General features: G+C 69.6%; 38 protein-coding genes and 2 tRNA genes. 5 read left to right on the plus strand and 35 right to left on the minus strand.

Features of this window, described 5'->3' with window-relative positions; genetic code table 11:
- Window position 1: 1 nt before the first annotated feature.
- The 3 genes from OG293_RS23205 (at window position 2) to OG293_RS23215 (ending at window position 1,104) form a co-directional block, all read left to right on the plus strand.
- Window positions 2-448, plus strand: coding sequence for a DUF6221 family protein (locus OG293_RS23205; protein ID WP_406000710.1), 447 nt, complete (start codon window positions 2-4; stop codon window positions 446-448).
- Window positions 449-520: 72 nt separating this feature from the next.
- A complete protein-coding gene (locus tag OG293_RS23210) occupies window positions 521-853 on the plus strand; it encodes a DUF6233 domain-containing protein (RefSeq protein ID WP_406000711.1) in 333 nt (110 codons plus the stop codon).
- A gap of 26 nt (window positions 854-879) precedes the next feature.
- A complete protein-coding gene (locus OG293_RS23215) occupies window positions 880-1,104 on the plus strand; it encodes a hypothetical protein (protein ID WP_406000712.1) in 225 nt (74 codons plus the stop codon).
- A 3-nt stretch (window positions 1,105-1,107) separates the two neighbouring features.
- Here the strand turns inward: OG293_RS23215 and OG293_RS23220 are convergent, their stop codons facing one another.
- The 31 genes from OG293_RS23220 to OG293_RS23370 form a co-directional block, all read right to left on the minus strand.
- Window positions 1,108-2,028, minus strand: coding sequence for a hypothetical protein (locus OG293_RS23220; RefSeq protein ID WP_406000713.1), 921 nt, complete (start codon window positions 2,026-2,028; stop codon window positions 1,108-1,110).
- A gap of 89 nt (window positions 2,029-2,117) precedes the next feature.
- Window positions 2,118-2,273, minus strand: coding sequence for a hypothetical protein (locus OG293_RS23225; protein ID WP_406000714.1), 156 nt, complete (start codon window positions 2,271-2,273; stop codon window positions 2,118-2,120).
- A gap of 88 nt (window positions 2,274-2,361) precedes the next feature.
- Window positions 2,362-2,910 carry a hypothetical protein gene (locus tag OG293_RS23230; protein WP_406000715.1) on the minus strand — a complete coding sequence of 183 codons (549 nt, stop codon included), beginning with the start codon at window positions 2,908-2,910 and terminating at the stop codon, window positions 2,362-2,364.
- Complete coding sequence (locus OG293_RS23235) at window positions 2,907-3,221, minus strand: hypothetical protein (RefSeq protein WP_406000716.1); 315 nt, start codon at window positions 3,219-3,221, stop codon at window positions 2,907-2,909. The genes OG293_RS23230 and OG293_RS23235 overlap by 4 nt, the downstream gene beginning before the upstream one ends.
- Before the next feature lie 110 nt (window positions 3,222-3,331).
- Window positions 3,332-3,405 (minus strand) — tRNA-Leu (locus tag OG293_RS23240).
- Window positions 3,406-3,412: 7 nt separating this feature from the next.
- Window positions 3,413-3,871, minus strand: coding sequence for a hypothetical protein (locus tag OG293_RS23245; protein ID WP_406000717.1), 459 nt, complete (start codon window positions 3,869-3,871; stop codon window positions 3,413-3,415).
- 83 nt (window positions 3,872-3,954) lie between these two features.
- Entirely contained in the window at window positions 3,955-4,170 is a 216-nt protein-coding gene (locus OG293_RS23250; RefSeq protein ID WP_406000718.1) for a hypothetical protein, read from the minus strand.
- Window positions 4,167-4,610 carry a DUF6011 domain-containing protein gene (locus OG293_RS23255; protein WP_406000719.1) on the minus strand — a complete coding sequence of 148 codons (444 nt, stop codon included), beginning with the start codon at window positions 4,608-4,610 and terminating at the stop codon, window positions 4,167-4,169. Before OG293_RS23255 ends, OG293_RS23250 begins: the two co-directional genes overlap by 4 nt.
- Window positions 4,607-5,416: a hypothetical protein gene (locus tag OG293_RS23260; protein WP_406000720.1), complete on the minus strand. Its 810-nt coding sequence runs from the start codon at window positions 5,414-5,416 to the stop codon at window positions 4,607-4,609. Before OG293_RS23260 ends, OG293_RS23255 begins: the two co-directional genes overlap by 4 nt.
- A gap of 94 nt (window positions 5,417-5,510) precedes the next feature.
- On the minus strand, window positions 5,511-5,948 hold the full coding sequence (locus tag OG293_RS23265) for a hypothetical protein (protein ID WP_406000721.1): 438 nt from the start codon (window positions 5,946-5,948) through the stop codon (window positions 5,511-5,513).
- 57 nt (window positions 5,949-6,005) lie between these two features.
- Entirely contained in the window at window positions 6,006-6,887 is an 882-nt protein-coding gene (locus OG293_RS23270) for a hypothetical protein (RefSeq protein WP_406000722.1), read from the minus strand.
- Window positions 6,880-7,911, minus strand: coding sequence for a hypothetical protein (locus OG293_RS23275; protein ID WP_406000723.1), 1,032 nt, complete (start codon window positions 7,909-7,911; stop codon window positions 6,880-6,882). Before OG293_RS23275 ends, OG293_RS23270 begins: the two co-directional genes overlap by 8 nt.
- Complete coding sequence (locus OG293_RS23280; protein WP_406000724.1) at window positions 7,908-8,120, minus strand: hypothetical protein; 213 nt, start codon at window positions 8,118-8,120, stop codon at window positions 7,908-7,910. Before OG293_RS23280 ends, OG293_RS23275 begins: the two co-directional genes overlap by 4 nt.
- Window positions 8,117-8,689: a WhiB family transcriptional regulator gene (locus OG293_RS23285; RefSeq protein ID WP_406000725.1), complete on the minus strand. Its 573-nt coding sequence runs from the start codon at window positions 8,687-8,689 to the stop codon at window positions 8,117-8,119. Before OG293_RS23285 ends, OG293_RS23280 begins: the two co-directional genes overlap by 4 nt.
- A complete protein-coding gene (locus OG293_RS23290) occupies window positions 8,686-9,240 on the minus strand; it encodes a RusA family crossover junction endodeoxyribonuclease (RefSeq protein ID WP_406000726.1) in 555 nt (184 codons plus the stop codon). Before OG293_RS23290 ends, OG293_RS23285 begins: the two co-directional genes overlap by 4 nt.
- Window positions 9,237-10,214: a DNA-methyltransferase gene (locus OG293_RS23295; protein WP_406000727.1), complete on the minus strand. Its 978-nt coding sequence runs from the start codon at window positions 10,212-10,214 to the stop codon at window positions 9,237-9,239. The genes OG293_RS23290 and OG293_RS23295 overlap by 4 nt, the downstream gene beginning before the upstream one ends.
- Window positions 10,211-10,561, minus strand: coding sequence for a hypothetical protein (locus tag OG293_RS23300; RefSeq protein ID WP_406000728.1), 351 nt, complete (start codon window positions 10,559-10,561; stop codon window positions 10,211-10,213). Before OG293_RS23300 ends, OG293_RS23295 begins: the two co-directional genes overlap by 4 nt.
- The gene (locus tag OG293_RS23305; protein WP_406000729.1) at window positions 10,561-11,265 is read right to left on the minus strand and encodes a 3'-5' exonuclease; all 705 of its coding nucleotides are present in this window, start codon (window positions 11,263-11,265) and stop codon (window positions 10,561-10,563) included. The genes OG293_RS23300 and OG293_RS23305 overlap by 1 nt, the downstream gene beginning before the upstream one ends.
- Window positions 11,262-12,038 carry an ERF family protein gene (locus OG293_RS23310; RefSeq protein WP_406000730.1) on the minus strand — a complete coding sequence of 259 codons (777 nt, stop codon included), beginning with the start codon at window positions 12,036-12,038 and terminating at the stop codon, window positions 11,262-11,264. Before OG293_RS23310 ends, OG293_RS23305 begins: the two co-directional genes overlap by 4 nt.
- Entirely contained in the window at window positions 12,038-13,084 is a 1,047-nt protein-coding gene (locus tag OG293_RS23315; RefSeq protein ID WP_406000731.1) for a YqaJ viral recombinase family protein, read from the minus strand. The genes OG293_RS23310 and OG293_RS23315 overlap by 1 nt, the downstream gene beginning before the upstream one ends.
- Window positions 13,081-14,106 (minus strand): hypothetical protein, encoded by a 1,026-nt coding sequence (locus OG293_RS23320; protein ID WP_406000732.1) that lies wholly within the window; start codon window positions 14,104-14,106, stop codon window positions 13,081-13,083. Before OG293_RS23320 ends, OG293_RS23315 begins: the two co-directional genes overlap by 4 nt.
- Window positions 14,103-14,552 (minus strand): hypothetical protein, encoded by a 450-nt coding sequence (locus tag OG293_RS23325; protein ID WP_406000733.1) that lies wholly within the window; start codon window positions 14,550-14,552, stop codon window positions 14,103-14,105. Before OG293_RS23325 ends, OG293_RS23320 begins: the two co-directional genes overlap by 4 nt.
- Window positions 14,549-14,737, minus strand: coding sequence for a hypothetical protein (locus tag OG293_RS23330; protein WP_406000734.1), 189 nt, complete (start codon window positions 14,735-14,737; stop codon window positions 14,549-14,551). Before OG293_RS23330 ends, OG293_RS23325 begins: the two co-directional genes overlap by 4 nt.
- Entirely contained in the window at window positions 14,727-14,912 is a 186-nt protein-coding gene (locus OG293_RS23335) for a hypothetical protein (protein WP_406000735.1), read from the minus strand. Before OG293_RS23335 ends, OG293_RS23330 begins: the two co-directional genes overlap by 11 nt.
- Entirely contained in the window at window positions 14,909-15,319 is a 411-nt protein-coding gene (locus tag OG293_RS23340) for a hypothetical protein (protein ID WP_406000736.1), read from the minus strand. The genes OG293_RS23335 and OG293_RS23340 overlap by 4 nt, the downstream gene beginning before the upstream one ends.
- Window positions 15,316-15,672 carry a hypothetical protein gene (locus OG293_RS23345; protein WP_406000737.1) on the minus strand — a complete coding sequence of 119 codons (357 nt, stop codon included), beginning with the start codon at window positions 15,670-15,672 and terminating at the stop codon, window positions 15,316-15,318. Before OG293_RS23345 ends, OG293_RS23340 begins: the two co-directional genes overlap by 4 nt.
- The gene (locus tag OG293_RS23350) at window positions 15,669-15,995 is read right to left on the minus strand and encodes a helix-turn-helix transcriptional regulator (RefSeq protein ID WP_406000738.1); all 327 of its coding nucleotides are present in this window, start codon (window positions 15,993-15,995) and stop codon (window positions 15,669-15,671) included. Before OG293_RS23350 ends, OG293_RS23345 begins: the two co-directional genes overlap by 4 nt.
- Window positions 15,992-16,864: a hypothetical protein gene (locus tag OG293_RS23355; protein WP_406000739.1), complete on the minus strand. Its 873-nt coding sequence runs from the start codon at window positions 16,862-16,864 to the stop codon at window positions 15,992-15,994. Before OG293_RS23355 ends, OG293_RS23350 begins: the two co-directional genes overlap by 4 nt.
- The gene (locus OG293_RS23360; RefSeq protein ID WP_406000740.1) at window positions 16,861-17,139 is read right to left on the minus strand and encodes a hypothetical protein; all 279 of its coding nucleotides are present in this window, start codon (window positions 17,137-17,139) and stop codon (window positions 16,861-16,863) included. The genes OG293_RS23355 and OG293_RS23360 overlap by 4 nt, the downstream gene beginning before the upstream one ends.
- Before the next feature lie 82 nt (window positions 17,140-17,221).
- On the minus strand, window positions 17,222-17,491 hold the full coding sequence (locus OG293_RS23365) for a DNA-binding protein (RefSeq protein ID WP_406000741.1): 270 nt from the start codon (window positions 17,489-17,491) through the stop codon (window positions 17,222-17,224).
- Window positions 17,488-17,778 carry a helix-turn-helix domain-containing protein gene (locus tag OG293_RS23370; RefSeq protein ID WP_406000742.1) on the minus strand — a complete coding sequence of 97 codons (291 nt, stop codon included), beginning with the start codon at window positions 17,776-17,778 and terminating at the stop codon, window positions 17,488-17,490. Before OG293_RS23370 ends, OG293_RS23365 begins: the two co-directional genes overlap by 4 nt.
- 271 nt (window positions 17,779-18,049) lie before the next feature.
- On the opposite strand from OG293_RS23370, the gene OG293_RS23375 reads away from it, so the two are divergent.
- The gene (locus OG293_RS23375) at window positions 18,050-18,463 is read left to right on the plus strand and encodes an XRE family transcriptional regulator (RefSeq protein ID WP_406000743.1); all 414 of its coding nucleotides are present in this window, start codon (window positions 18,050-18,052) and stop codon (window positions 18,461-18,463) included.
- 158 nt (window positions 18,464-18,621) lie between these two features.
- Window positions 18,622-19,098 carry a hypothetical protein gene (locus OG293_RS23380; RefSeq protein WP_406000744.1) on the plus strand — a complete coding sequence of 159 codons (477 nt, stop codon included), beginning with the start codon at window positions 18,622-18,624 and terminating at the stop codon, window positions 19,096-19,098.
- Here the strand turns inward: OG293_RS23380 and OG293_RS23385 are convergent.
- The 4 genes from OG293_RS23385 to OG293_RS23400 form a co-directional block, all read right to left on the minus strand.
- Window positions 19,095-20,357 (minus strand): tyrosine-type recombinase/integrase, encoded by a 1,263-nt coding sequence (locus OG293_RS23385; protein ID WP_406000745.1) that lies wholly within the window; start codon window positions 20,355-20,357, stop codon window positions 19,095-19,097. The genes OG293_RS23380 and OG293_RS23385 overlap by 4 nt on opposite strands.
- A 110-nt stretch (window positions 20,358-20,467) precedes the next feature.
- Window positions 20,468-20,540 (minus strand) — tRNA-His (locus OG293_RS23390).
- Window positions 20,541-20,632: 92 nt separating this feature from the next.
- Window positions 20,633-21,235: an oligoribonuclease gene (orn, locus tag OG293_RS23395; RefSeq protein ID WP_406000746.1), complete on the minus strand. Its 603-nt coding sequence runs from the start codon at window positions 21,233-21,235 to the stop codon at window positions 20,633-20,635.
- 103 nt (window positions 21,236-21,338) lie between these two features.
- Window positions 21,339-22,544 carry a GlxA family transcriptional regulator gene (locus OG293_RS23400; RefSeq protein ID WP_406000747.1) on the minus strand — a complete coding sequence of 402 codons (1,206 nt, stop codon included), beginning with the start codon at window positions 22,542-22,544 and terminating at the stop codon, window positions 21,339-21,341.
- Between the last annotated feature and the right edge of the window lie 291 nt (window positions 22,545-22,835).

Consider the following 22,835-nt stretch of genomic DNA (forward strand, 5'->3'; position numbering starts at 1 on the left):
CGTGAGTGATCTGGTGGCGTTCCTGCGGGCGCGCCTCGACGAGGATCAGCAGCTCGCCGACGCCGCGCCCCCCGGCCCGTGGGACGCGCGACCCAGCGACGCCGCCGACCTGTGGACTGTCCTTGGTCCCTACGGTGCCTACTCTCGCTTCAACGCTGACGAGGACGTCCGAACGGTCACGGCGTACCGCCTGGAAGTAGCCGGGTCGGACATTGGGGCGGGTGGCGTTCGTAGCCGTGAGGCGGCCGAACACATGGCTCGCCATGATCCGGCCCGCGTCCTGCGCGAGGTCGAGGCCAAGCGGCGGATCGTGGAAGAGGCGAACCTGTACCTGTGCGACAGCGGCCCGCTCTGCGGCTACCGCTCGAAGCACGGACATAACGTGCTGCGCCTGCTCGCCCTGCCGTACGTCGATCACCCGGACTACCGCGAGGAGTGGCGCCCGTAGCCGCGCGTGCGTGAGCCCCCGGCCGATGGGCCGGGGGCTCTCTGTTGCCCTGTCGGATCTAGAATCGAATGTATGTCCGAAAATGTGCCACGTCTGGAGCTCCTCCGGTTCCTCCGCCGCGTCCAGGAGCAGCAGCTCCAGCAGACTGACCGGTGGATCGCGCAGCAAGAGCAGCGGGAAGCCTCCGAGGCTCGTGCGGCGCTCGCTCGGCCGCCCGTAGATCCGGGCTGGTGCGTGTCGTACGGCATCGGCGCTGACCGCCGACCCATCGAGGTGCACATCGGCGACTGCGGCATGGCTAAGCACCGCAAGGTGGTCAGCCAGGAGGATGCGCGGCGGGCGATCGGCGAGGGCGTCGAGGCGTGCCAGTTCTGCCGGCCGGATACGGCGCTGGGGCTGCTGTGACGGGAGATCTGACGCAGGCTGGAGGCATGGCCGGACCGCTACCTGTGATCGTCTATCCGCCGTCGCCGACGGGCGGCCGGCGGGTGCGTGTCGACGGGGAGATCCTCGGACTCGCGACCGGCCTCGCGGACGTAGTCGAGTTCCTTCGCCGAGCCGGTCTCGAAGGACTCGACGAGGACGACGTCGCACGCTCCGAGATCATCGAGTGGCGGGGCGGCGGCCCGCACGTGTGGTCCGTGCCGCCGCCCTGACGCCTACACCGCGGCGCGCTCCCGAGCTGCCTCACGCTGCCGACGCCGCGCCTCGGCCCGCTTCGCCCTCTGCTCCTCCGCCGACAGCTTCCGCTCGGCCGCGTCGATCGCCCTCTGCAACGCCGCGAGCTGCTCGACCGTCGACCACACCCGCGCCCGCCGGTCGACGTCGAACGCGACGGGCGCCGCGCAGTCGATCAGTCCGGTCGCGCACGTCACGCTCATGACCGTGTCCGCCTCGGTGTGGATGGCGAGCTCGCCGCGACACCACGGGCACAGCTTGCCGGGCAGGGTCGCCGAGGTCCGGCCGGTGCCGAGGATCCGGTCGAGGCGGGCGGCTGCCTCGCGGGCGTACTCGGTGATCCGGGCCCGGTCGGTGTCGTGCGTTGGGCAGCACGGGGCGGCGTCGAGGCGGGTGAGCAGCCACGCGGCGGCCGTCGGGACGGTGCGCAGTGCACGGTCGGCGTGGTGCCAGTCGGCTGGATCGATGGCGTCGCGGGATGCGATCTGGTCGGCGAGTCCGCAGAGGGCGATCTCGATGGCGCGGCAGGCGTCGACGACGTGGAGCCGTACGGGGGTGGGGCGTTCGCCGAGCTGTGCCGGGTCGCGGTCCTCGCGCATCGGGTGCGTCCCGCCTTCGCCGGTGTAGTCGCAGTGGGCGCACTCGTACGACAGCCGGCCGTCGGGGCGGCGGCGGGTGATGAGCCGCTGCGGGTGCCACAGGGCGTGGGCGAGGGCGTGGGCGAGTGTGACCTCGGCGGCGTCGTGCTGGTCGAGGGCGCGGAGGTATTCGGTGCCGGGGCGTTGCGGGGGCCAGGTGCCGCCGGGGCCGTCGGTGTCGAGGAGGGCGCGGAGGTGGTGCCAGTGGTCGGCGATGTGCTGCAGGTTGTCGGCGGCGGTGCGGGCGGGTGCGGTGTGGTTCATGGCGGGCGTCTCCGTGTGTGCGTAGGGTGATCACACCGCGTGGGGCGTCCTGGTCTGGGGAGACGGAGGGGACGCCCCGTCGTGCATGCTCAGTCGTCGGCGATGATCAGCGAGGCGAGGCCGAGCCAGGTCAGGACCATCGCGACGACACCGACGATCGCGGCGAGTTGGCCGTCAGTGGTGAGGCCGTAGGTGATGCCTCCGGAGATGCCGCCGAGCAGCAGGCCGAGGATGAAGAGCGGCATGGTCATTTCCCTTGGTTGCTGCGGACGGCTGCGCCGATGAGGGCGAGGACGATGCTGGTGATGCAGATGGTGAGGACGGACGCGTAGCTCACGTGGTGGGCTCCTTCGGGGTGTTGCCGGGGCAGTTGAAGACGACGTCGAGCCGCATGAACTTGTGACCGGGGTGCGTCAGCGTGCCGCCGCAGTGCCCGGCAGTGTCGCTGGGCTCGTCGAGGGCGGCGCGGATGTCGTCGGCGGCCGTGGGCATGGAGATGTGGCCGGGGAGTACCCACCGGTCGGTGAGGGCGCGTACGCGTTCGATGGCGGCCTCGGCCTGCTCGACGCGCTGCTTCTCCTCCCGCCACTGCCGGTTGCGAAGCCTGATCTGCGCCCACAGGTTCTGAATCTGCGTGGGATCGGCACCGTTCGCACGGAGGCCAGAGCGGAGGATCCGCAGCTCGGTCTCAGCGACGTCGGCGCGGCGACGCTGCTTGTCGGCCGCCCGCTCAGCCCGCTCGGAACGCTTCCCGACGAGGGTGGTGAGGCGTGTGGCGGCGGCGACCGAGTCGTCGGCGTCCTGCTCGGCCTTGGCTACGCGCTCGTACAGGACGTCGAGTTGGTCGCTGTTGATCGTGTCGACGGTGAGGCGGTCGGTCATGCTGCGCTGCTCCTTCGGCATTCGCGGGGGTTGTGGGCCATGCCTGCGCTGTGGACCCAGTAGTCGCAGCAGGGCGCCCATGTGGGCGTGTGAGGCCCGGGCGGTCGTGCGGTGGCTTCCGTGGCCTCCAAGGAGGCTCTGGCGGCACGTGCGGCGGTGCGTTCACGGTGGCCGAATTCGTAGAACATGGCGCCGACGAAGACGCACAGCGCGGCGGGGATCCACATGGCGCCCTGGGCAGCGATGATCGCGCTGCCAGAGGACAGGGCGCCGACGATGTACGCCGCGTACGCCGTCGCACGGTGGCTCATGAGTCGCTCCAGACCGGCGGGAGCGCTCGGGCTGCGAGGGCTGCTGCGCGGCGTTCAGCGAGGGGCATGTGTCGGGGCTCCTGGGTGCGTGGTGGGTGGTGAGGTTGGGGTGCCCGGGGCGGGATTCGAACCCGCAGGGGAGCCGCTTTTAAGGCGGCGGCGTCTACCGTTGCGCCACCCGGGCTGGTGGGTCAGCCCTCGGCGAGGCTGAAGCCCAGCGACTCGGGTGTGATCCAGCCCTCGGCGAGCAGGGCGAGGTCGGACAAGGCCCGCTTGGAGTGCGACCCGGGTGGCTCGATCCGTGCCAGCTCCTCGCACTTGCCTTCGACGATGCGGAGGATGAGCGCGATGGTTTCGGGGCTGCGGTCGGGCTCCGGGGTGCGCGGCAGGGTGGGGTCGCTGGCGCGGCGGGAGTGCGGGAGCGGTGCGTTCATGGCGTGTCGGGTGCGCCGCTGAATGCGCTCCAGGACTTTGACGATGCGGGGGATTTCGACGTGGGTCTCGCCGCTGGCCGTACCGGCGTGAAGATCTTCCAGGAGGAAGATCAGTGCGACGGCGAGGTGTTGGCGGGCTGCGTCGACGCGGTAGGACTCGTCACCGAGTTTGTTGGCGAACTGCTGAGTGGCGTCGCAGTGGGGGCAGTCGGGCATGTGGGTCTCTCCTCGGGTATGCGCGCGGGTCTGTGGAACCGGATGGGCGAAGTGGTGGGCGAGGGCGCGTCGCTGGCGTCGGGTCATGCGGCGTGTTCGTTTCGGATGGCGCGGAGGTGTCGGGGAGCGGTGTCGTTCGTCCAGCCTTCGAGGGCTACTTCGAGGGCGCGGCGGTGGTCGAGTTGTTCTTGGGCTGTCCAGGGGCGGGTGTGGGGTTGTGGGCGGCTGGTGTGCGGTGGGGCGTCGCCGAAGGTGCCTGTGGGGATCTGCTCGGCGAGGAGGCGCTCGTACGGAGTCATGAGGTGGCCTTCCGGGCTTGCGCTGCGTGGGCCTTGGCGACGGCGGGCGTCAAGGTGGAGGCGAGGAATGCCTCGTCGTATCCGCGGCGGCACTCGGGGCCGATGCCGAGGGTCTTGGACTTGGTGTCGGTGAGTGCGCGTCCGCAGTCGCAGCAGCGGACTGTGAAGGCGGCGAAGGTGGCTCGGCCGGTCTGAGGGTCGGCCGCGATCGTGTCGGTCACTCGCTGGAGCCACGCGCGGTACTGGTCGCTCCAGGCCCGCATCCACGTGACCTTGCTGTCGCGGTCGGCCGGGGCGTCGCGCTTGAGGAGCCGGGCGGGGCCGTACCAGGCTTTGGCGGGCCAGCGCTCGACGTGTCCGGTGCGGGCTCGCCAGTAGGTCATGGTGTCGGCGTTGTCGGGGTCGGGCGTGGCGTAGTAGCCGTCTGGGATGCCGGTCATGACGCGGTCCTTTCGGGTGCGGGTGGGCAGTGGGTGTGTCGGTCGCGGCCGGGTCTGGGGACCATGCGTTCGTGGCAGGCGGCGCAGCGGGTGAAGTCACGCGGCGGCTCGGCGGCTGCGGTGTCGTGGTCCTGTTCTTGGGCGGAGTCGATCTTTTGGAGATCGGGAGCGCCCACCACCTGAGGCTTGAAGACCACCCCGGCCCCGTCATGGGAAACCTCATGGGTAATACCTGGGTTGTTCGGGTCGCGGTCCCCCGAACCATTCGGGTCGCGGTCCCCCGAACCCATACGGGTCGCGGTCCCCCGAACTTCTTCCGCCTCAGGCGCCTCAAGTTCGGGTCGCGGTCCCCCGAACTGGTTCGGGTCGCGGTCCCCCGAACTTTCGGAGGGCTTCTGCCACGGTGCGGACGCCTTCCCGGGCGGCCTGCGACTGCTCTTGAGGGACTGCTCGGCGGCCCCCCAGTCCGGATCCGGGTCCACCATGAGGACGTACAGGGTGGGCTTCCCCCGCCGCTGCTCGCCCTTCACCGCGATCACCCCGGCTGCGATTCCGGCGTTCATGTAGCGGCGGGCGTCTTTCTCGGCGGCGCCCGCGGCCTTGGCGATGTCCTGGATGCGGATCGGTTTGTCGGGGAAGCGGAGTTCACCGGACGAGTTGGCCATGGCGCGGAGGGCGTAGAGCAGGGTGAGGAAGCCTCGCCGCAGGGCGGTGGGCATCTCTCGTGACCAGCGCCAGGCGAGGGCGTTCCCGTATGCGTTGGGGACGCTCCCGGCGGCGCGGGTGGCCTGCTCGTCTGTGCTCAACTCGGATTCTCCGTAGGGCTTGTGGTGGTGCGGGTGTCTCGTCCGGGGCGGGGCGCGGGGGCCGGCCGCCCCGGACGGTGCAGCGGGGCAGACGTCAGCGGACGTACTCGTCGCGGCGCTGCTGCTCGCGGGCCCGCTGGTGGGCCTGGTATTCGGCCTCGGACGGGTAGCTGCCGAAGGCGTCGCCGAGCACCTGCTCGGGGTCACGGGGGCCGGGGCCGACCTCGTCGAGCGTGCCGTCCATGCGGCGGGCCCTCCACATGGCGCGCTTGGCCTCCAGCAGGGTGGCGGCTTCGGCGTCGGAGCGGGCGGCCTCGCAGCCCGTGACGCGGACCTTCACCTGGGGCTCTTTCTCCTCGCCTTCGGCGTGGCCGGTGTACGACTTGGAGGTGAGTTCGACGATGGCGACGACGACGGTGCCGGGATTCTCAAAGAGGCCGCGGCGCTGTTCGGTGGTGAGGGACGCTTCGACGGCCGCGGCGGCCGAGTCGAGCTTGACCTCGGGGGCCTGGGTGGGTGCGAGCTTGGGCATGGGGCTCCTTCCGGGTGGGGATGTGGCCCGGGGCGCGGTGGCCCCGGGCAGGGCGGGCTACTTGGGCTCGGGGTACGTCTCCGGCTTCGCCCCGCCCGCCTTGAACGCGAGCGTCTGGATCTCCTCACCGGCTCGGTAGAAGTTCCACGCCTTGATCACGAGAGCGGTGATGAGTGCCTCGTCGGGGCGTCCGGTTGCCTTCGCGAGGTTTTCGATGACGCGGCGCAGGGCGTAGATCGGGTCGCCGGGCACCAGGCCGGCGTGGTCGGTGAGGCGGGCGAAGAAGAACGCGCAGTCGCTGGCGTCGACCCGGTTGAACAGCCAGTGGCAGAGGGCACCGGTGCTGGCGGACAGCCGGACGGAGTTCCTGACGCGCGAGGCCATCTCTGCGGAGCGCCGGAGCTCGGGGTGCTCGTCGAGCACGCGGAGCAGCTGGCGGTGCGTGGGCCGGGAGCGACCGGCTGTCTTCAGGTTCTTGCGGGCGCCCTGCTTCCACACGTAGACGCGCAGGAGAGCTGCCGCCAGGGTGACGTAGTGGTCTTCGCCGCGGAGCTTGAGGACGTCGCCGAGGGACCGCTTGGCGCCGGTGTCCATGGTGTCCTGAGTCGTGTCGGGCAAGTTGGACACGACGAGCATGCGGACGGTGACGTCGGCCGTGACGATGGCGCTCAGGCGGTGCTGCCCGTCGAGGAGCGCGCCGCCGCGGATGGGCGGGCTGTCCAGCAGGAGGACGTCACCCTTCGCGAACTTGATGCTCTGCCCGTCCTCGACCCAGTTCCCGTCGCGCATGTCCGTGGCGTAGCCGTTGACGACACGCTCGCGGAGGTTGCGATTGTGGGTGTTCTGCCTCAGCCACTTCTCGGCGAGTTGGGGGGTGATGTAGAGGACGTTGTACTGCGGCTCGTCGGGGTCGGGCATGGCTACAGTGGTCTTACGCACTTCCGTTCTCCTTCTGGATGGAGTCGGCGACGTCGCGCAGGGCGTCGCAGGTGTTGTGGAGGCTCGTCGCCCACCAGCGGCGGGCCTCTTCGCTTGCCTCGGTGGCCGGGAGGTTCATGGCCTGGAGGAGGCGGGTGGTGTGTTCCAGCGCGCTGAGGAGTTCGGGGAGCTGGTTGTGGGTGGTGTCCCGGTTCTTGGGGAACCGGTCGTCTTCGGTGAGGCGGGCGAGGCGTTCCGCGGCGCGGGTGAGGTCGCGGCTGGCGTCGGCGAACGCCTCAGGCAGCGGGCGCCGCTTCGGCTTCGGCTGCTGAACAGGGGCGGGCTCGTCGACGCCGAACTCGTCGACGAGCCCCGGCTCCTCGCCGGGCTGGACCCAGTCGTCACCGGCCAGCAGGTCCGTATCCGTCGCGATGGCGGGCTGCTGCGGCTCCACTGCGGCTTCTTTGCGGAGCGCGGCGACCGCCTGGCCGACGCCGTAGTAGGTGATGCCGATGGCTTGTAGATGCTCGGCCGCGGCGTCCAGCAGCTCCGGTGTGACCGAGGCGGTGTCCTGCGGGGCTTCAGCTCCGTCGAGGCGGTTGGCGATCCATTCGCGGTCGTATCCGGCGCGGTGGAGGAGGAGCGCGGCGAGCTGGCGGACGGCGTGCGTCTCGCGCACGGCGGCGGCGGTCGGTTTCCCCTCGGTGCGCTCGATCGTGGCGGCCCAAACTCCGGCGCGCTCCGGCTCGGGTACGCGGGAGAGTTCTCGGGCCTGGCCCTCGTTCTCCGGAACCGGGAGTTCAGTGGGCGCAATTGCGCCCACCACCTCAGCGGACGCGATCAGCTCGTTTGCCCGGCGACGGCCGAACTTCCACCGAGCTCGGCAGTAGTCCTCGAACGATCCGTGCTCCGCGCGGTAGAGCCGCCGCTCCCGGATCTCCGCGAGCGCGTTGCCGACTTCGACGAACGTGGCGATCCCGCGCTCGATGACAGCCTCATGACCGACGAGCGCCTGGTGCTCGGAACTGGTCAGGATCTCAGTCACGTGATCGTGTCCTTCCTGTAGGCGTCGGCGGCTTCGGCCGCCTGGATGGCGAGGGCTTCCTCAGCGCAGACCTTGTGTGCGGGGCTGCGGTGGGAGTCGCGGAGATGGGTCGGGTGGCCGCAGTACCGGCACGGCTTCTCCGTCCACGACCAGTGGGATTGGTCGCGCCAGTCGAGGAGTCCGCCGGGCGGTAGCTGGGGGCGGGTCACGGGAGTCCGCCCTGTCGTAGGCGTCGCAGGCGCCCGTCGAGGAGGTGCTCACCCGTCACGCACCCCAGAAGGCCGCACGCGGCTCGGACGGTGCCCTCAGCAGGGCGGCCGTAGTGGACGTAGAAAGCGAGCCGCATCGGCGTGTACGCGACGCCGCGGACCGCCACCGACGTACTGCGCGTGGTCCACACGGTGTGGCCGAACGTGCCCGGTCGCGTGTGCCGGGCGAGGGCCTTCTGGAGCGCGGATTCGAGCGTCGCTTCCACCGCGGCCTGGGCCAGTTGCTCCGCGTCGTCGAGCTGCACCTTCCGGCGGTGGATGCGGCGGCGTTCGGCTTCGTCGAGGCCGCCCCAGATCCCGGACTCGACGCGGTGGGTGAGTGCCCAGGTGGCGCACGTCTCCATGGCGGGGCAGACGTTGCAGATCTTCTTGGCTGCTGTGGCTGCGGCCCGGTCTGTGGTGTGGGGGAACCAGAGGTCTCTCTGGTCCTTGTACTGGGGCTTGCCGCAGAGCCCATCGCTGCGCCAGGTGTCGGCGGGTTCGAGGGTGTCGGGGGCGCGGGTCGTCATGACGCCACCGCCTCGGACAGTCGCCACACGCGGATCACGCAGCCCGGCCCGGACGCCAGCACGTCCTCGCACGGGTCACCGACGTAGTGCTTCGCAAGCCGGCGGTACTCGACGACACGCGCGTCGTCCTTCCACACCCCGGCGTCGGTGAGGGCGTCCTCGGTGGCGCGCAGCAGCTTGGACAGGTCGGGCATCGAACCCGGCCGCCACATCAGCGTCTTAGACCAGCGGACACCGGGCGTCCACCACGAGGGCTTGCTGCTCGGCTTGTGCCGGACTGCGAACGTCATGCTCGCGACGAGTGGCCCGTCGAGGGGCTGCCAGTCCTCGATCTCGGACATAGCCATGAGTGCGGATGCTTTGACGTCCTGCCGCCACGGCTTGACCTTCTTCGATGACTCGACCATGCGGCCGTTGCCGACGTGGCGCTTCGAGCCCTGCGGGCCGGGCGTTCCGTGGACGACGATGGTGATGTCGGCCCCGGCCGCGGCCGGGCGGGGGGTCGGCCCGGCCGCGGGGGTCTGGTGGTCGAACAGGGTCGGGATCGTCACGCGGCGCCTCCGAAGTCAAGGACGCCTTGCGCGAATCGCTGCTTGGCGAGGTCGTGGTAGCCCGCGTTGAGGTCGATGCCGACGTACTTCCGGCCGAGCTGTCGAGCTGCGGCGCCGGTCGTCCCGGACCCCGAGAACGGGTCGAGGACGGTCCCGCCGGCCTTGCAGCCGGCCTTGATGCAGCGGATCGGCAGGTCGATCGGGAACACCGCGAAGTGCGCGGCCGGGTATGGCTTGGTGGTGATGTCCCAGACGTCGCCTGGGTTGCGGCCGAGCGGGTTCATCGCTGAGCAGTGCAGAGTGCTCGCGCGCTCGCCATGGCTGGCGCCCGGTGTGCCGTACTCGGTGTCGTACCGTCCGCCGTACCTTGCATGATGCCGGGCACTTTGCGGTTTCCACGGCTGCCTGATGGCGTCCAGGTCGAAGTGATAGCGGGCGTTCTTGGTGAGCAGGAACAGGTGCTCGTGCCGGTTGCTGAGCCGGTCGCGCACGGATTCGGGCATCGCGTTCGGCTTGTGCCAGATGATCTCGTTGCGGAGGATCCAGCCGTCGTCCTGGAGCGCGAACGCCGTGCGCCAGGGAATCCCGAGCAGGTTCTTCTGTGCGAGATCGCCGCCCTTCGTGCGGGAACCCTGCACCTGCACCTCGCGAATACGGCGTCCCCCGCCGAGCGTGGTTGCAGCACCGGGCTTACCTGATGCGGTGGTGGCGTAGCTGTCGCCGAGGTTGAGCCACAGCGTGCCGTCGTCGGCGAGGACGCGGCGAGCCTCGGCGAACAGAGCACGCATCGTCTCGACGTACTCGACGGGCGTGGCTTCGAGCCCGTACTGACCTTCGGTGCCGTAGTCGCGCAGCCCGTAGTACGGCGGGCTGGTGACGACGCAGTCGACCGCACCGTCCGGCAGGGTGCGGAGCTGCTCCAGGGCGTCACCGAGAAGGAGGGTCACCTGCTCGTCGCGGTAGTACTCCGTCACGGCGCCACCTGCTTCGGCTTGTCCGTGCGCCGCTCCTGCCACATGGCCCCGTCTCGTACCCCCTGCTGGTTCAGGCCGAGGAGGTCGTCAAGGCGTGCTTCCAGGGCGCGGATCCGCTGGTCGCGCTTGCGGATGGTGGCGCGGTATCCGGCGCAGGCCCGGAGGACGCGGTCGAGGCGCTTCTCTACAGCGCGGGTGCGCTCGTCGGCGGACACGAACCGCTCGGCGATCTTTGCGGCGTTGGTGATTGCGGAGCGTTGCGCCTTCCATGCGCCGCGGGCGTTCTCGGCGTACATGTCTGCGATGGCTTGCAGGTGGTTCAGGCGGCGGGTGGTGATCCAGGGCATCAGTGCTCGCCTCCCTGGTGCGGGATGAGCGGCCAGGCGCCCTCGACGACCGCGGCCGGGTCCTTCTTCCGGAAGTACTCCTGGAGCGAAGCGGCCTGCGCGGCGGCCCAACCGACCTGTGACTTGTGCAGGTTGTCCAGCGACAGCGAGGCGAGCTCGCGGTACCGCTGGCCCTGCCGCCACGCGACACGGCACGCGGCGATGGCGTCGGCGTCCGCGGAGTGCGCGTCGCCGATCGGCACTGCGTAGTGCTCGCACAGGGCGGTGAGCTTCCGTGATCCCTTGCGGTACTTGTCGAACCGCTTGTCGAGGACGAACGGGTCGACGACGGGGAAGCCTTCGGGCAGCGGGTCGATGCCGAAGCGGCGGGCCTCCCGGTCCAACACGGTGATGTCGTAGCGGGCATTCATTGCCACGACCGGGATCCCGGAGGCGATCACCTGCGTGCGCGCGGCGACGATCTCGACGACAGCCTCGGCAAGCGGCGCGCCCTCAGTGCGGGCGCGGTCGGTGGTGATGCCGTGGATGGCTGCGGCCTCGTCGGGGATCTCGTTGCCGTCGACGTCGGTGAGCCACACGGCCGAGTCGGTGGGCTGCTTACCGCCGCACTGGACGACGCAGGCGGTGACGATGCGGGCGGTTTCGGGGTTGGGGCCGGTGGTTTCCAGGTCGAAGCCGCACATGCGGCCGAGGTGCCAGCTCATGCGCCACCACCCGCGGCGCGCTCCTTGTAGATCCGCTGCCCGAGGGCGTCGAGGGTCTCCAACTCGTTGGTCTCGTTCGGGACCTTCGTGTTGAGCATCCGCAGGTTGGCCAGCTCGTAGCCGATCTGCTGCAACCGGCCCTGCGACGTCTTCTTGTCGAGGATCTCGTCGCGGTACGACTCGGCGGACCGGGCCGGAGCCTCGACGCCGCGCTCGATGCGGTCGGCGTCCGGGTCCGTGTCGTGCGTCGGCGTCAGACCGAAGCCCAGCAGCAGCGTTCGAAGCGCCACGGACTGTGCCTTGGTCGTGCTCTTGTCCGCGGTGTCGAGGGCCTCGCCCATGGTCTGGAGGGTGAAGGTGTCCCCCATCGGCCCCAGGATCGTCCAGGTGACGAGGACGGAGCACTCCCGCATCGTGCCGCCGGACTTGGTGTTCTTCGTGCCGTACGTGGCTTCGACCTTGGAGGACATGACGTGCACGCCGTGCTTGAGCGTGACGGGCCCGAATACGTTGACCACGGTGTCGACGCCGCGGAAGTTGAAGCGGGTGCCGGACTGGTTGTACAGCTCGCCCTTGCCGATGGCGCGGATGTCGCGGCGGACGCGGAGCCACGCGAGGTGCACGGGCACCATGTCGGGGTCGTTGTCGCCGGGCTCGTAGTCGGCCATCGGGTCAGGCAGCGGTGCCGTGTCTTCAGCGTCGGCCGGGCTGTGGTGCTGCTCGTCGTCGAGCGTGCGGCCGGCGGCTGCGGCTGCGTTCTCGCGCAGTCCCATCAGGAGTCCCCCTTGAGTCGGTAGGTCTTGGAGATGTCGAGCCGCTCGCCCGGCTTCGAGGTGACGACCGCCTCGTAGGCGTCCGGCCAGCGTTCGGCGAGGAGTTCGAGGTCGATCGCGGGGCGGCCGTTCGTCGGCGTCATGGCGTAGGCGGTCTCTCCGCCGATGAGGGCCGTCTGCGCGTCGTCGAGGGCGGCGAGCATGCGGGCCTTCGCGGCGTTCTTCCGCTTCTCCGCGGCCTTCTCGTCGAGGCGGGCCCGCTCGTAGTCGCAGAGCGCGTCATAGGCGTCCTCGTGCCGGTCGATGTCGACTGCGCCGGACCGGGTGGGGTGCATGCGGCGGAACACGCCGACGATGTCCTCCCCGTCGCCGTCGAGGGGCGGCGGCACGGCGGCACGGACGTGGTCAAACCAGAACCGGTCGACGGCGGCCTCGATGTCCGCGGTGATGTCCGTGTACTGGTCGGCCCGTACGGTGCCCTGGTGGTACTCGTTGCCGCCGATCAGTACGGCGTAGTGCATGTGCTCGTATCCGCAGACGCTGATCTGGTGGAGCATCTGCGCGAGGACGTCGTCAGGCGGTCCGGCGTGCCACTGCGCGGACTTGAAGGCGCTGCGGGTCTTGACCTCCAGCGCGCAGGCGGTGCGCTCGTCTTCGGACAGCGGGCATTCGGTGACGCGCCGGTCCAGAGTGGTCATGCGGTGCGGGTGGTCCTGGTGGGCGACGAGCCCGACGCGGCGGATCACGGACCGGTTGCGCATGGCCCAATGGCGGGCTACGGGCTCCTCGTGGACGGTGCCCCAGAACGCGGCTTCGCCTGCGTCGTCGGGGAGTTCGCCGCGCTTGTCGTAGTAGACGTGGGTGGGGGTGCGGGGCTTGGCGACGCCGAGGATTGCGGGCACGTCTGACGAGCCGATGCCGTAGGTGCGGGCGTGGAGCCAGTCGGCGCGGTCGGCGTCGGCGGGGAGGATGAGGCGGCCGGTGGGGGTGACCCTGCGGCCGGCGGCCGGGGCGGTGCTCGCCCCGGCCTGCGCGGTTGTCGTCATCGGGCATCGCCGCCCTCGGTGATTTCGGACCATGCGGCGGGCCAGTCGTCCGCAGGTTCCGCGTACGGCACCCATGTGGTTGCCTCGCCCTTCCTGATCCATCCGAATGCGAAGGGCTCGCCCGTGGCCGGGTGGACAGTGGTGCTCGCCACGCGGAAGACGGTGAGCAACTCTGGGGCGGTGAAGCCGCTGGCTTCGTAGGCGTAGCTGTGGCCGGGCTGGAAGAAGTCGGGAGTGGACGCTCCCTCGCGGGTGTCCTTCTGCCCTGCCCTGGGGGCGTCGATCAGGACGTCCACGCCGCACACGTCGTCGGGGTCGGCCGGGTCGCCGTGGGTGCAGATCCCGCCGTCCGGCAGGTCGTCGGAGGTGAGCGGGGTCAGCCACGCCCAGCCGTCTCCGTGCTCGCGGCACAGCAGCACGCCCGGCCGGTGGGTGTTGCGGTAGGCGACGATGCGCTCCTCGGCGGGCTGGGGAGTGGACGTCGCGGCGGGGGCCGTGTCCTTCTCGCCGGAGTCGCCGTACTTGAGCAGATCCCCGATCTCGGCCAGTCGCTCCGACGTCAGCTCCTCGCGGGCACCGCCCTTGTGGGCTCCGTCGAAGAAGGCGGCGAGGCGGGTGGCGGATCGCCGGGCCTGAGTGGACTCGCCCTCGCGGGTGTTGTCCTTCTCCTGAGCCTCGGCGGCCGGACGCTGCACCCGGATCTCAGTGACCGTGCCGCCAGTCAAGTGCAGCGGCCGGTCGTCGTCCTCGTGCGTCCAGAACTGCACGTACACGCCGTGCTCATTCCGCGACCAGTCCCAGCACTGCCCGTTCGCCACGGCCTGAGCAATGTCGTCGCACATGGCGCGGGCGTCGTCCGGGTTGAGGAACACCTCGGACTCGACGCTGTCGTACTCGGCGAGGAACAGTGGCGTCTCGTTAAGCACGTCGGCGACCAAGTCGGCGACGAGCTGCCTGGCTGTGCCGGGGCGTACCTCGGGCGAGGCTTCGAGTGCGGCGATCAGCCGCTCAAGGGTGCTCATCGGGCATCGCCGCCCTCAGCGTGGGAGCGGCACACGGCGCACACGTGGAAGGCGTCGGTGGACTCGTGGCACCGGTCGACGCAGCTGCGGCAGTACGGCGTGTTGCCGGACCGGGCGCGGCCGTCGAATCGGGTGTCGGTCGGGTCGAACGGCTTGCGGCAGTTACGGCAAGTCTTCGCGGGCTGGGGAGTGGACGCTCCCTCGCGGGTGTCCGTCTCGCCCTGTTCGGCGGCGTCGGCCATGCGGCGCAGCACATCGGCGACGGCCCGAACGGTGTGCGACTCGGTGCGCGCGTCCGCCTCGGCTGCGGCCTCGCGCAGCACCTCGGCGCGGAGCAGCGGACCAGCCGCGGCCAACACCGCATCGGCCAGCGACTCATACGGAGCCATGAACGTGGTGGACGGGTGATCCTTGACGGCCTGGATCGCCGCCTCGCGGGCGCTCATGCCGCACCTGCCTCACGCTGCGACGGCAGCGGGTTGGCCTTGAAGTGCTCGACCGTGGGCCGGAACAGCGGGTGCCGCATCGGCCGCCAAGCGCGCGGGTCGCGGTACCCGTCCTCGCCCATGGCCTGGTCACGGAGCTCGGCCGCGGTCTCTTCCGGGTCGATGTCGAAGTCTTCAGCGGACATTGGTGGTGCCTCCGAGGATCAGGAGCAGCGCGGCCACGGTCAGCGCCAGCCGGTGGTAGACGGCGCGGGCATGGTGGAGGGGGTTGAGGTCGTCGGCCTCGCACAGCCGGACCAGGAGCACAGAGCCCAGGGCATGCGCGGTGAACGCGGTGGCGAAGATCTGGAGTCCCGTCATCGCGCACCCCCCGACTCGGCCAGCGCACGATCCCGGCGACGAGCCCGGTAAGCAGTCACGCCAGCGGTGTTCGCCGTCGTGCACGGCTCGCAGCGGCAGTGATAGTTCCGGTACGTGGACCTCTTGCCGTGCCCCGCACGGTCGGCCGCCGACGGATCGGCAGCCCACACGGCCCGACGGGCGGCCATGTGCACGCGATGCGCCTCACGGCAGGCGTCGCAGCGGCAGCCCTTGATGTAGGTGCGGTAGTCGCCGTGCCCGCGGTCCACGGGCCGACGCCCGCGCCGCTTCGGCGCGGCCGGGGCGAGTCCGCCGAGGAGCCCGAGCATGTCGAGCAGCAGGCGGCACTCGTCGGCGTCGACGGCTCGGTCAGCCACGACGAGCGCGGCTTTGCGGATATCAGTCACGACGACTCACCCGCCTCGAACGCGGCCAGCTCGGCAGGGAACTTGGCGAAGTCCCGGCGGTACGCCTTCGCGACCATGCGGCGAGCCCAGGCCAGCCGTTCGGCGACACCGTCCTCGTCGCCGTTGTCGTTGGCCTCGCCGATCCGGTCCGACGCGGAGAGCGTTGACTCGGTGCCCTCGCGCACCAGCTGGGTGGCGATGGCCTGCCGGATGTCGGCCACCGTGAAGTGCTCTTCAGCGTCGACGTCCTCGTACGAGGCGAAGAGAACAAGGACGAGCTCGTCGAGGGACATGCGGTGCTCGACGCGGAGCTTGACGAGGACGCCGCGGCCGCGGCTCATGTAGGCGCTCACGACGCACCATCCAGCTCGGCGCCGATGACCGCGCGGATCTGCTGGAGAAGCGACGTACGGCCAGCGAGCTGGCGGGCTGCGAGGCTGTTCGGGTCGCCGGGCTTGAGGCCGAGGGCGACGTCCAGCGTTGTACCGAACAGGCGCGCAATCGCCGCCGCCTCGTCCAGTCGGAGCGGGCGGTCACCCCGCTCGATCTTCGCCACGGTCGTCTGGGAGAACGCGTAGCCTTCAGCCTGAAGGGCGTCGGCGACCTTCTGCTGGGACAGGCCCGCTTCCTTGCGCGTCGTTCGGAACCAGTTCCTGAACGTGTCGTTGTCCGTCACGACTGCACCTCCGGCGAGGGCAGGTCGTGCGGCGTCGCGTAGTCGCGGTGCAGCGGCGACACGTAACCCGTGTCCTCTCGCGGCCCGGCGAGCAGGCCGCGGAGCTCCGTCACCGAACGGCGACGCAACATGCGCTCCTTGATCTGCTCCTGCGTCGGCCGCTCGAAGGCGTGCCCGCCGCCGTCGCCGTATTGGATCCCGTGCCGCCGTTCCGCGATGCCGCAACGGCCGCAGCCGTTCGGGCCATCGACAGGCGCGGCCGGGATCTCGATGACCGCACCCGACGACGCGTGCAACGCCTCCGGGCGGACAACGTCCGTAGCGGGCCAGCCGAAGTGACCACCCGCGCCGTCGGCCATGGCGTGGTCGCCGTCGTGCTCTGAGGGCTGGTCGCAACGGCGGCCGTACGGGCTCACGTTGCGGCAGAAACCCGGGAGCGCAGCGGCCTCCTCGGTCAGCGCGAACACGATCGGGTCCTCGTCGACCGTCCGCGTCGACCCGTCACCCGACGCAGCCTCCAGCTCGGCGACCCGGGCCCGCAACACACGCCGACCACGCTGAGCCGACTTCACCGCCAGACGCAGCCGCGCGGAGACCTGCTCCTCCTCGAAGAGGGACAGACTCACGCCAGCCAGTTCGTCCTCGACACACCGAGGCGTACCGACCGGCATCGGCAGGGCATCAGCCATCCCCCGCAACCCGATCTCCGCCAACTCCCGCAGAGACGCCAGCACATACTCCGGACAGCACGCCGGAGCACCCTCCAGCGCATACAACCCGCGCCCCTCCCGCGTCACCGCGCGGCGCACCCAGCAGGATCCGTCCCGTGTGTTCACCACCAGCGGGTCACGCGACACCGGGGCGCTCACGCCGCACCGTCCACGGCGTCCAGAGACGCCAGCAGGCCCCGCAGTTCCCTGCCGAGCACCACGGCCGCCTTGATCATCGAGGTGTGGTCGTGGATACTCGCGCCCTCGTGCTCGGCCAGCGCCTGCCGCGCCGCCTCCCGGGCGGAGTCCAGCGGCGGCACGTACACGGACGCACGGTGGATGTAGTCGCTCAGCAGGTCTTGCACGGGCACGGATACGGCGGTCGTCTGCTGGCCGTCCTCGGCGGGGAGGTTGGTCGGTAGGGTGATGCTCACGGTGTCCTCGATTCGTTGGGTTGAGGTGCCGAGGGGTCGCGTACGGACCAGGCCCGGTCCGGGCGGCCCCGCTTGCGTTTGATCAGCTGCTACGGACAGCAGCACCGCGGGGCGGCAGCGGCCGAAGGTGACGCAGCGGATGCGCGCCCTCGGCGGGCGTGGTGACGACGGCGAGAGGGCCGGTCGTCGGGTCGTGGTGAAACATCGCGTCGATGCGTTCCAGGTCCGCGTCCGAGAAGGTGACGACGCGGCCCTTCTTGGAGCGCGGCAGGCGGCCGATGTTCCGGCGCAACCACCGTTCCTCGACGCGCAGTTCGGCCGCGGCCTCGGCGTACGTGTAGCGGCGGCTCATGCCGGCACCGCCGTTGTCTTGTTCTCGGTGTCGTCAGCCGGGACGGCGCGCCCCGTGGGCGCCCACAGAATCAGCAGGTCAACACCGATGACTTGGCAGATTCCCTCTGCGACTTCGACGCGGGTGGTCTTCGTGATGCCGTTGAGCAGGTTGTTGATCAGGCCGCGAGAGACGCCCACCCGGGCCGCGAGTTCGCGGCTGGAGATGGCGGAGCCGGAGCCTGTCCGTTCCATGAGCATCCGCAGGCGGTCTGGGCTGACCAGCCGGTATCGCTGGGCAAGGTGCATAGGTGCAACCCCAAAGACGGGTGGCCAAAAACTTGGACACCCCAAGATTGCCAGAAAGTTGGTCGCTCTGTCCAGATTCTTAGCCACCTCGGTTGTGCGGATATTGAGTCAACGTCGCCCGGTGGGGTGGCAAGGGTCGGCTAAGAACCTGGACACTGTGACCACGAAGTAAGTCGCGCCGATGCTGTGAGCTGGATCTATCCGGCTTGCGTATCAGTGGTCACATGGACATCGGGCAGCCCATAGCGACCTGGAGACGGGAAAAGTGCTGATGACCGACGAGGCGACACCCCACGCCGACTCGTCCGAGGAGAGAGCCGACCTCTCTCACCTCGTGCGGGAGCGCATGGCCGAGAACAGGATCAGCCTCCGCGCCCTCGCGGCTGCTTGCATTGATCCAGAGGACCGGGATACAGGCCCCCTCTGGACACGAGGCACGCTGGGTAATCTCTTGGCGGGCGAGCGAGTCAAGCCGCCGCGACTCCCTGAACTGCGGGCACTTGCCGCCGGTCTTAGGGTGCCCTTGCGTGTGATCCAGGATGCTGCCGCCGCGCAATTCTTCGGCATGGATTCGGTGTACTCCGAGGATGCCCAAGTGCGAGCGATGGTGCACGGTTTCGAGGATCTGAGTCCCGAGGATCGGCGCAAGGTGCTCGCGATCATCGAAACCTTCCGCCAGTCCTAGCCCTCACAAGTAGCTCCGTCGCTTCCGTTTCCCATCTAGTGAAACCCCGCAGGCGGGTGGATGATAGTCATCCGCCCGGGGGTGGAAGATGGGGTTCCAGCCCTGCTTCGAACGGACATGCGTCGGTCGGGGTTGCCGGACCAGAGGGGTTGGAGAGTATGCGCGAGGCGATCCAAGCCTGCTTCCGGTTCGCGACGGACGACGACGAAATCCCGGAGGGGCGCGTCGTCGCCCTCAAGGATGCCGACGGTCCGGTCGTCAGCGTCGTCATCATGCCGGGCGAGGCCACCGAGCGGCTCCTCGCCACTTTCAACGAGCAGCACCGCGTCGCTTTCGAGACCGGGCTGTGGGATCGACTCGACCCCACCCCCGAAAATCTGGCCCACCCCTTGCGAGCCCTGGAAAGCGTCGTACAACTGCGGCCAGGCAGCGAACTCCCCGACGGCGTCCTGTGTATGCCTATGTGGCGGCCCCCGAAACACACGTTCGTCATCCGCGAAGGCGAGGCCACCGAGCGGCTTGCCGCCGAAATGACCGAGCTTCTCACTGCGATGGTGCAGAGCGCGGTCTGGATCCAGCGCGCGGCCGGCGAAGACACCGACCCCGCCGACCCCGCCGACCCCGCCGACTCCTAGACCACCTGCCGCAGTCCCGTGCGCGGCGCAGGTACGCCCATCGCGGCCTCGACGGCGGACGCAATGTCGTCGTCGAGGCCCTGCTCCAGGTGCCCGTACCGGTCCACCGTGGTCTGGATGCTCTCGTGCCCGAGGCGAATCTGGATCGCTGGCAGCGGGATGCGTGACGCGATCAGCCACGAGACGTGCGTGTGCCTCAAGTCGTGGATCCTGGGCCGCTTCGGCAGGCCCTTCTTCACGGCTGCTTCGACGGCCGGCTTCCATTTCCGGTTGTAGAAGTTCGCATGCCGCCACGCCCCGCCCATCGCGGCTCGGAACACGTAGTCATCCGGGCCGAGGCCTGTCACCAGGCGCCGCGCCAAGTCGACCTGCACCGGGGACAGCCGCAGGAGTCGGCGCGCTTTCTTCGTCTTGGGCGGGCCGAGGTAGAACGCGCCGCCCGGGGCACCCTTCTTCGCCTTCTTCCATGCCCGCTGGACGTTCACTGAGGGCCGGTCGGCGATGAGGTTGAGGTCGCTCACCTTCAAGGCCGTTGCCTCGCCCCAGCGCATCCCTGTACCGACGAGCCAGTCTGCGAGGTCCCGCGCGTCCGGGTCGGTGATCTCCGCGGCGATCCGCTGGTACTCGTCGCGCTCAAGGAACGTCATCTCCTCGACCGTATGATCGTCTACGCGCGGGAGCTTCGTGGCCTTGCAGCAGTTCGCCGTTCGCAGCTGCGGGTCGGCGTCGATGGCCGACTGGACGATGCAGTACAGCAGCCCGTGCCGGTTCGCGATGCTCTTCGGATCAGCCGGCCTGCGCGTCCACTTCTCCGGGTCCGCCGGGTCCTGCTCACCTTTCTCCTCGGCGCGTACCCAGTCGGTCACGTCGTCCTGAGTGAGGGTGCAGATCGTCGCCGGGTGCTCCTGGCCGTAGGCGTCGGTGTGCCGGAGAACGGAGAAGTGGAGGCGCACCTCGCGGTGGTAGTCCTCGCGGGTGCGGTCCTCGATGCCTGTCAGCCGGTCTACGTAGCGGTTCGCGTAGTCGGCGATCGGCACATCGCCGGGGTGAGTCTCCGGCTCGACAAAACCTCGGCCGCTGACCCAGCCGTGAGGCCAGTGCTGACCGTGGGCATTGACGAGGTCCCTGAACTGCTCTGCGGAGCCTCGGTCCCCGAACCGCTCGGACTGCTTCTCGCCCGTGCGTCCGCCGCCCTCGATCCATCGGACCTGGTATGTGACGGCCCCGTTCTTGTGGGGGCGCTCTTGGATGTACGCCATGGCGGTGACCATAAGGGGGTTTCCGCGATAGCGGACCCCCACGGGACCCCCGTGATTGGGGCATGAAGAAGGCCCGACCTGTTTTCACAGGTCGGGCCTTGATCATTCAGGGTGAGTAACGGGACTCGAACCCGCGACATCCTGGACCACAACCAGGTGCTCTACCAGCTGAGCTATACCCACCACGACCGGTCTTCTTCCCGACCGGCCGAGAAAAAGTGTACAGGGTCCCAGAGGGTGCTCGCGCCCGGGTTTACGGCCCTCTGGCGCGGGTCCTACTCCGCGGGCAGTACGTGCTTGGCCGCGATCTGCTTCGCGGTGTCCGAGTCGGGCCCGGGCTGCGGCACGAAGACCGCCTCCCGGTAGTAGCGCAGCTCCGCGATGGATTCACGGATGTCCGCCAGCGCCCGGTGGTTGCCGTTCTTCTCCGGACTGTTGAAGTACGCCCTCGGGTACCAGCGGCGAGCCAGTTCCTTGACCGAGGAGACATCGACGATCCGGTAGTGGAGGTAGTCCTCCAGGGTCGGCATGTCGCGCAGCAGGAAGCCGCGGTCGGTGCCGACCGAGTTCCCGCAGAGCGGAGCCTTGCCTGGGTCCTTGACGTGTTCACGTACGTACGCCAGAACCTGGGCCTCGGCGCTGGCGAGCGTGGTGCCGCCCGCAAGCTCGTCGAGGAGGCCCGAGGAGGTGTGCATCTGCCGCACCACCTCGGGCATGGTTTCCAGCGCCGCGTCCGGCGGGCGGATCACGATGTCCACCCCGTCGCCGAGCACGTTCAGTTCCGAGTCGGTGACCAGTGCGGCCACCTCGATGAGTGCGTCGTCCGTCAACGAGAGCCCGGTCATCTCGCAGTCGATCCACACCATGCGATCGTTCATGCGTCCTACCTTAGGGCCTGTCTTTTGGATCGGGCCGGGCTCGCGTGCCCGGCACCGGCCTGATCCAAAAGACGGACCCCGGGCCGACCGGAGTGCGGTCCGTCTAGGGCGCGCTCCGCTGGCCCGGCAGGCTCGGACGGCCGTGGCCTGACGCGTACGCGTCGGACGGAGGCTTGCCGAGCTCCGGAGGAGCGGCCGACGTGGCCGAGTGACCTGGCGCCCCGGCCGCCGCGGCGGCCCGCCTGGCCTGCACCGGCACGACCGCTTCCACCACTGCGGTCGGTGCGGACTCGCTCTGCGGACGACGGACCCGGTAGGCGGCCCGGTACGCGGCCGGGGACGAGCCCAGCTGACGCCGGAAGTGGCCGCGCAGAGCCACCGGCGAGCGGAAGCCGCAGCGGCCCGCGACCTCGTCCACGGAGTAGTCGGAGGTCTCCAGGAGCCGCTGGGCCTGGAGCACCCGCTGGGTGATCAGCCACTGGAGCGGCGCGCTGCCGGTCAGTGAACGGAATCGCCGGTCGAAGGTCCGTCGGCTCATGTACGCCCGTGCGGCCAGCGTCTCCACGTCGAACTGTTCATGGAGATGCTCCAGCGCCCACGAGACGACCTCGGCCAGCGGGTCCGACCCGATTTCCTCTGGTAAAGACCTGTCCAGATAGCGCTCCTGCCCGCCACTGCGGCGCGGCGGCACGACCAGCCTGCGGGCCAGAGCCCCGGCGGCCTCGGTGCCGTGGTCGGTGCGCACGATGTGGAGGCAGAGATCGATTCCGGCCGCCGTTCCGGCCGAAGTGAGCACATCGCCGTCATCGACGAACAGCTCACGCGGATCGACGTGGACAGAGGGATACCTCTTGGCCAGCGTCGGTGCGTACATCCAGTGTGTGGTGGCCGGGCGGCCGTCCAGCAGACCGGCCGCGGCCAGCACGAACGCACCCGTGCACAGTCCGACGATCCGGGCCCCCTCCTCGTGAGCGCGGCGCAGCGCGTCGAGCGCTTCCGGCGGTGGCGGTGAGGTGATCGACCGCCAGGCCGGTACGACGACAGTGCCTGCTCTGCCGATGGCCTCCAGGCCGTACGGCGCGGTCAGTTCCAGCCCGCCGGTGGTCCGCAGCGGGCCCTCCTCGCCACCGCATACGAGCAGTCGATAGCGGGGAACTCCGGCGTCCTGACGGTCAATTCCGAACACCGAGAGTGGGATGGAACTTTCAAAAATGGGGCCGCCGCTGAACAGCAGCACCGCGACAACCTCCCGGCGCCGGCGGCCGGAAAGTTTCCGTGCTGCCTCCGGTGCGGCGGAGTCCTGACTCATGACGCTAAGCCCCCCTCGGTGTTCGCGTCTCCCCGTTCGTTTCGGGCCTTTCGCTCCTGCACGTTTCCCCTCGGTTTTGCACGAGTCCCGAGACTTCGATACTCATGATCGAATCTACTGTGTCCCGTGGCGCCGACGTGACAAGTTCGTCATGCCCCGCTATGTCGACTTGGCAACTTGGCGCGAAGCATTCGATCACGAAGCGTTCCACTCGGGGGCCGCACAGGGAAGTGCGCCTGCCGCGCATGGCCCATCCACGTAGGGTGCACGAGCCGCGAATGGTCCTTTCTT

Origin of the sequence: Streptomyces sp. NBC_00829, assembly GCF_045161795.1 — a bacterium.
Classification (GTDB): domain Bacteria; phylum Actinomycetota; class Actinomycetes; order Streptomycetales; family Streptomycetaceae; genus Streptomyces.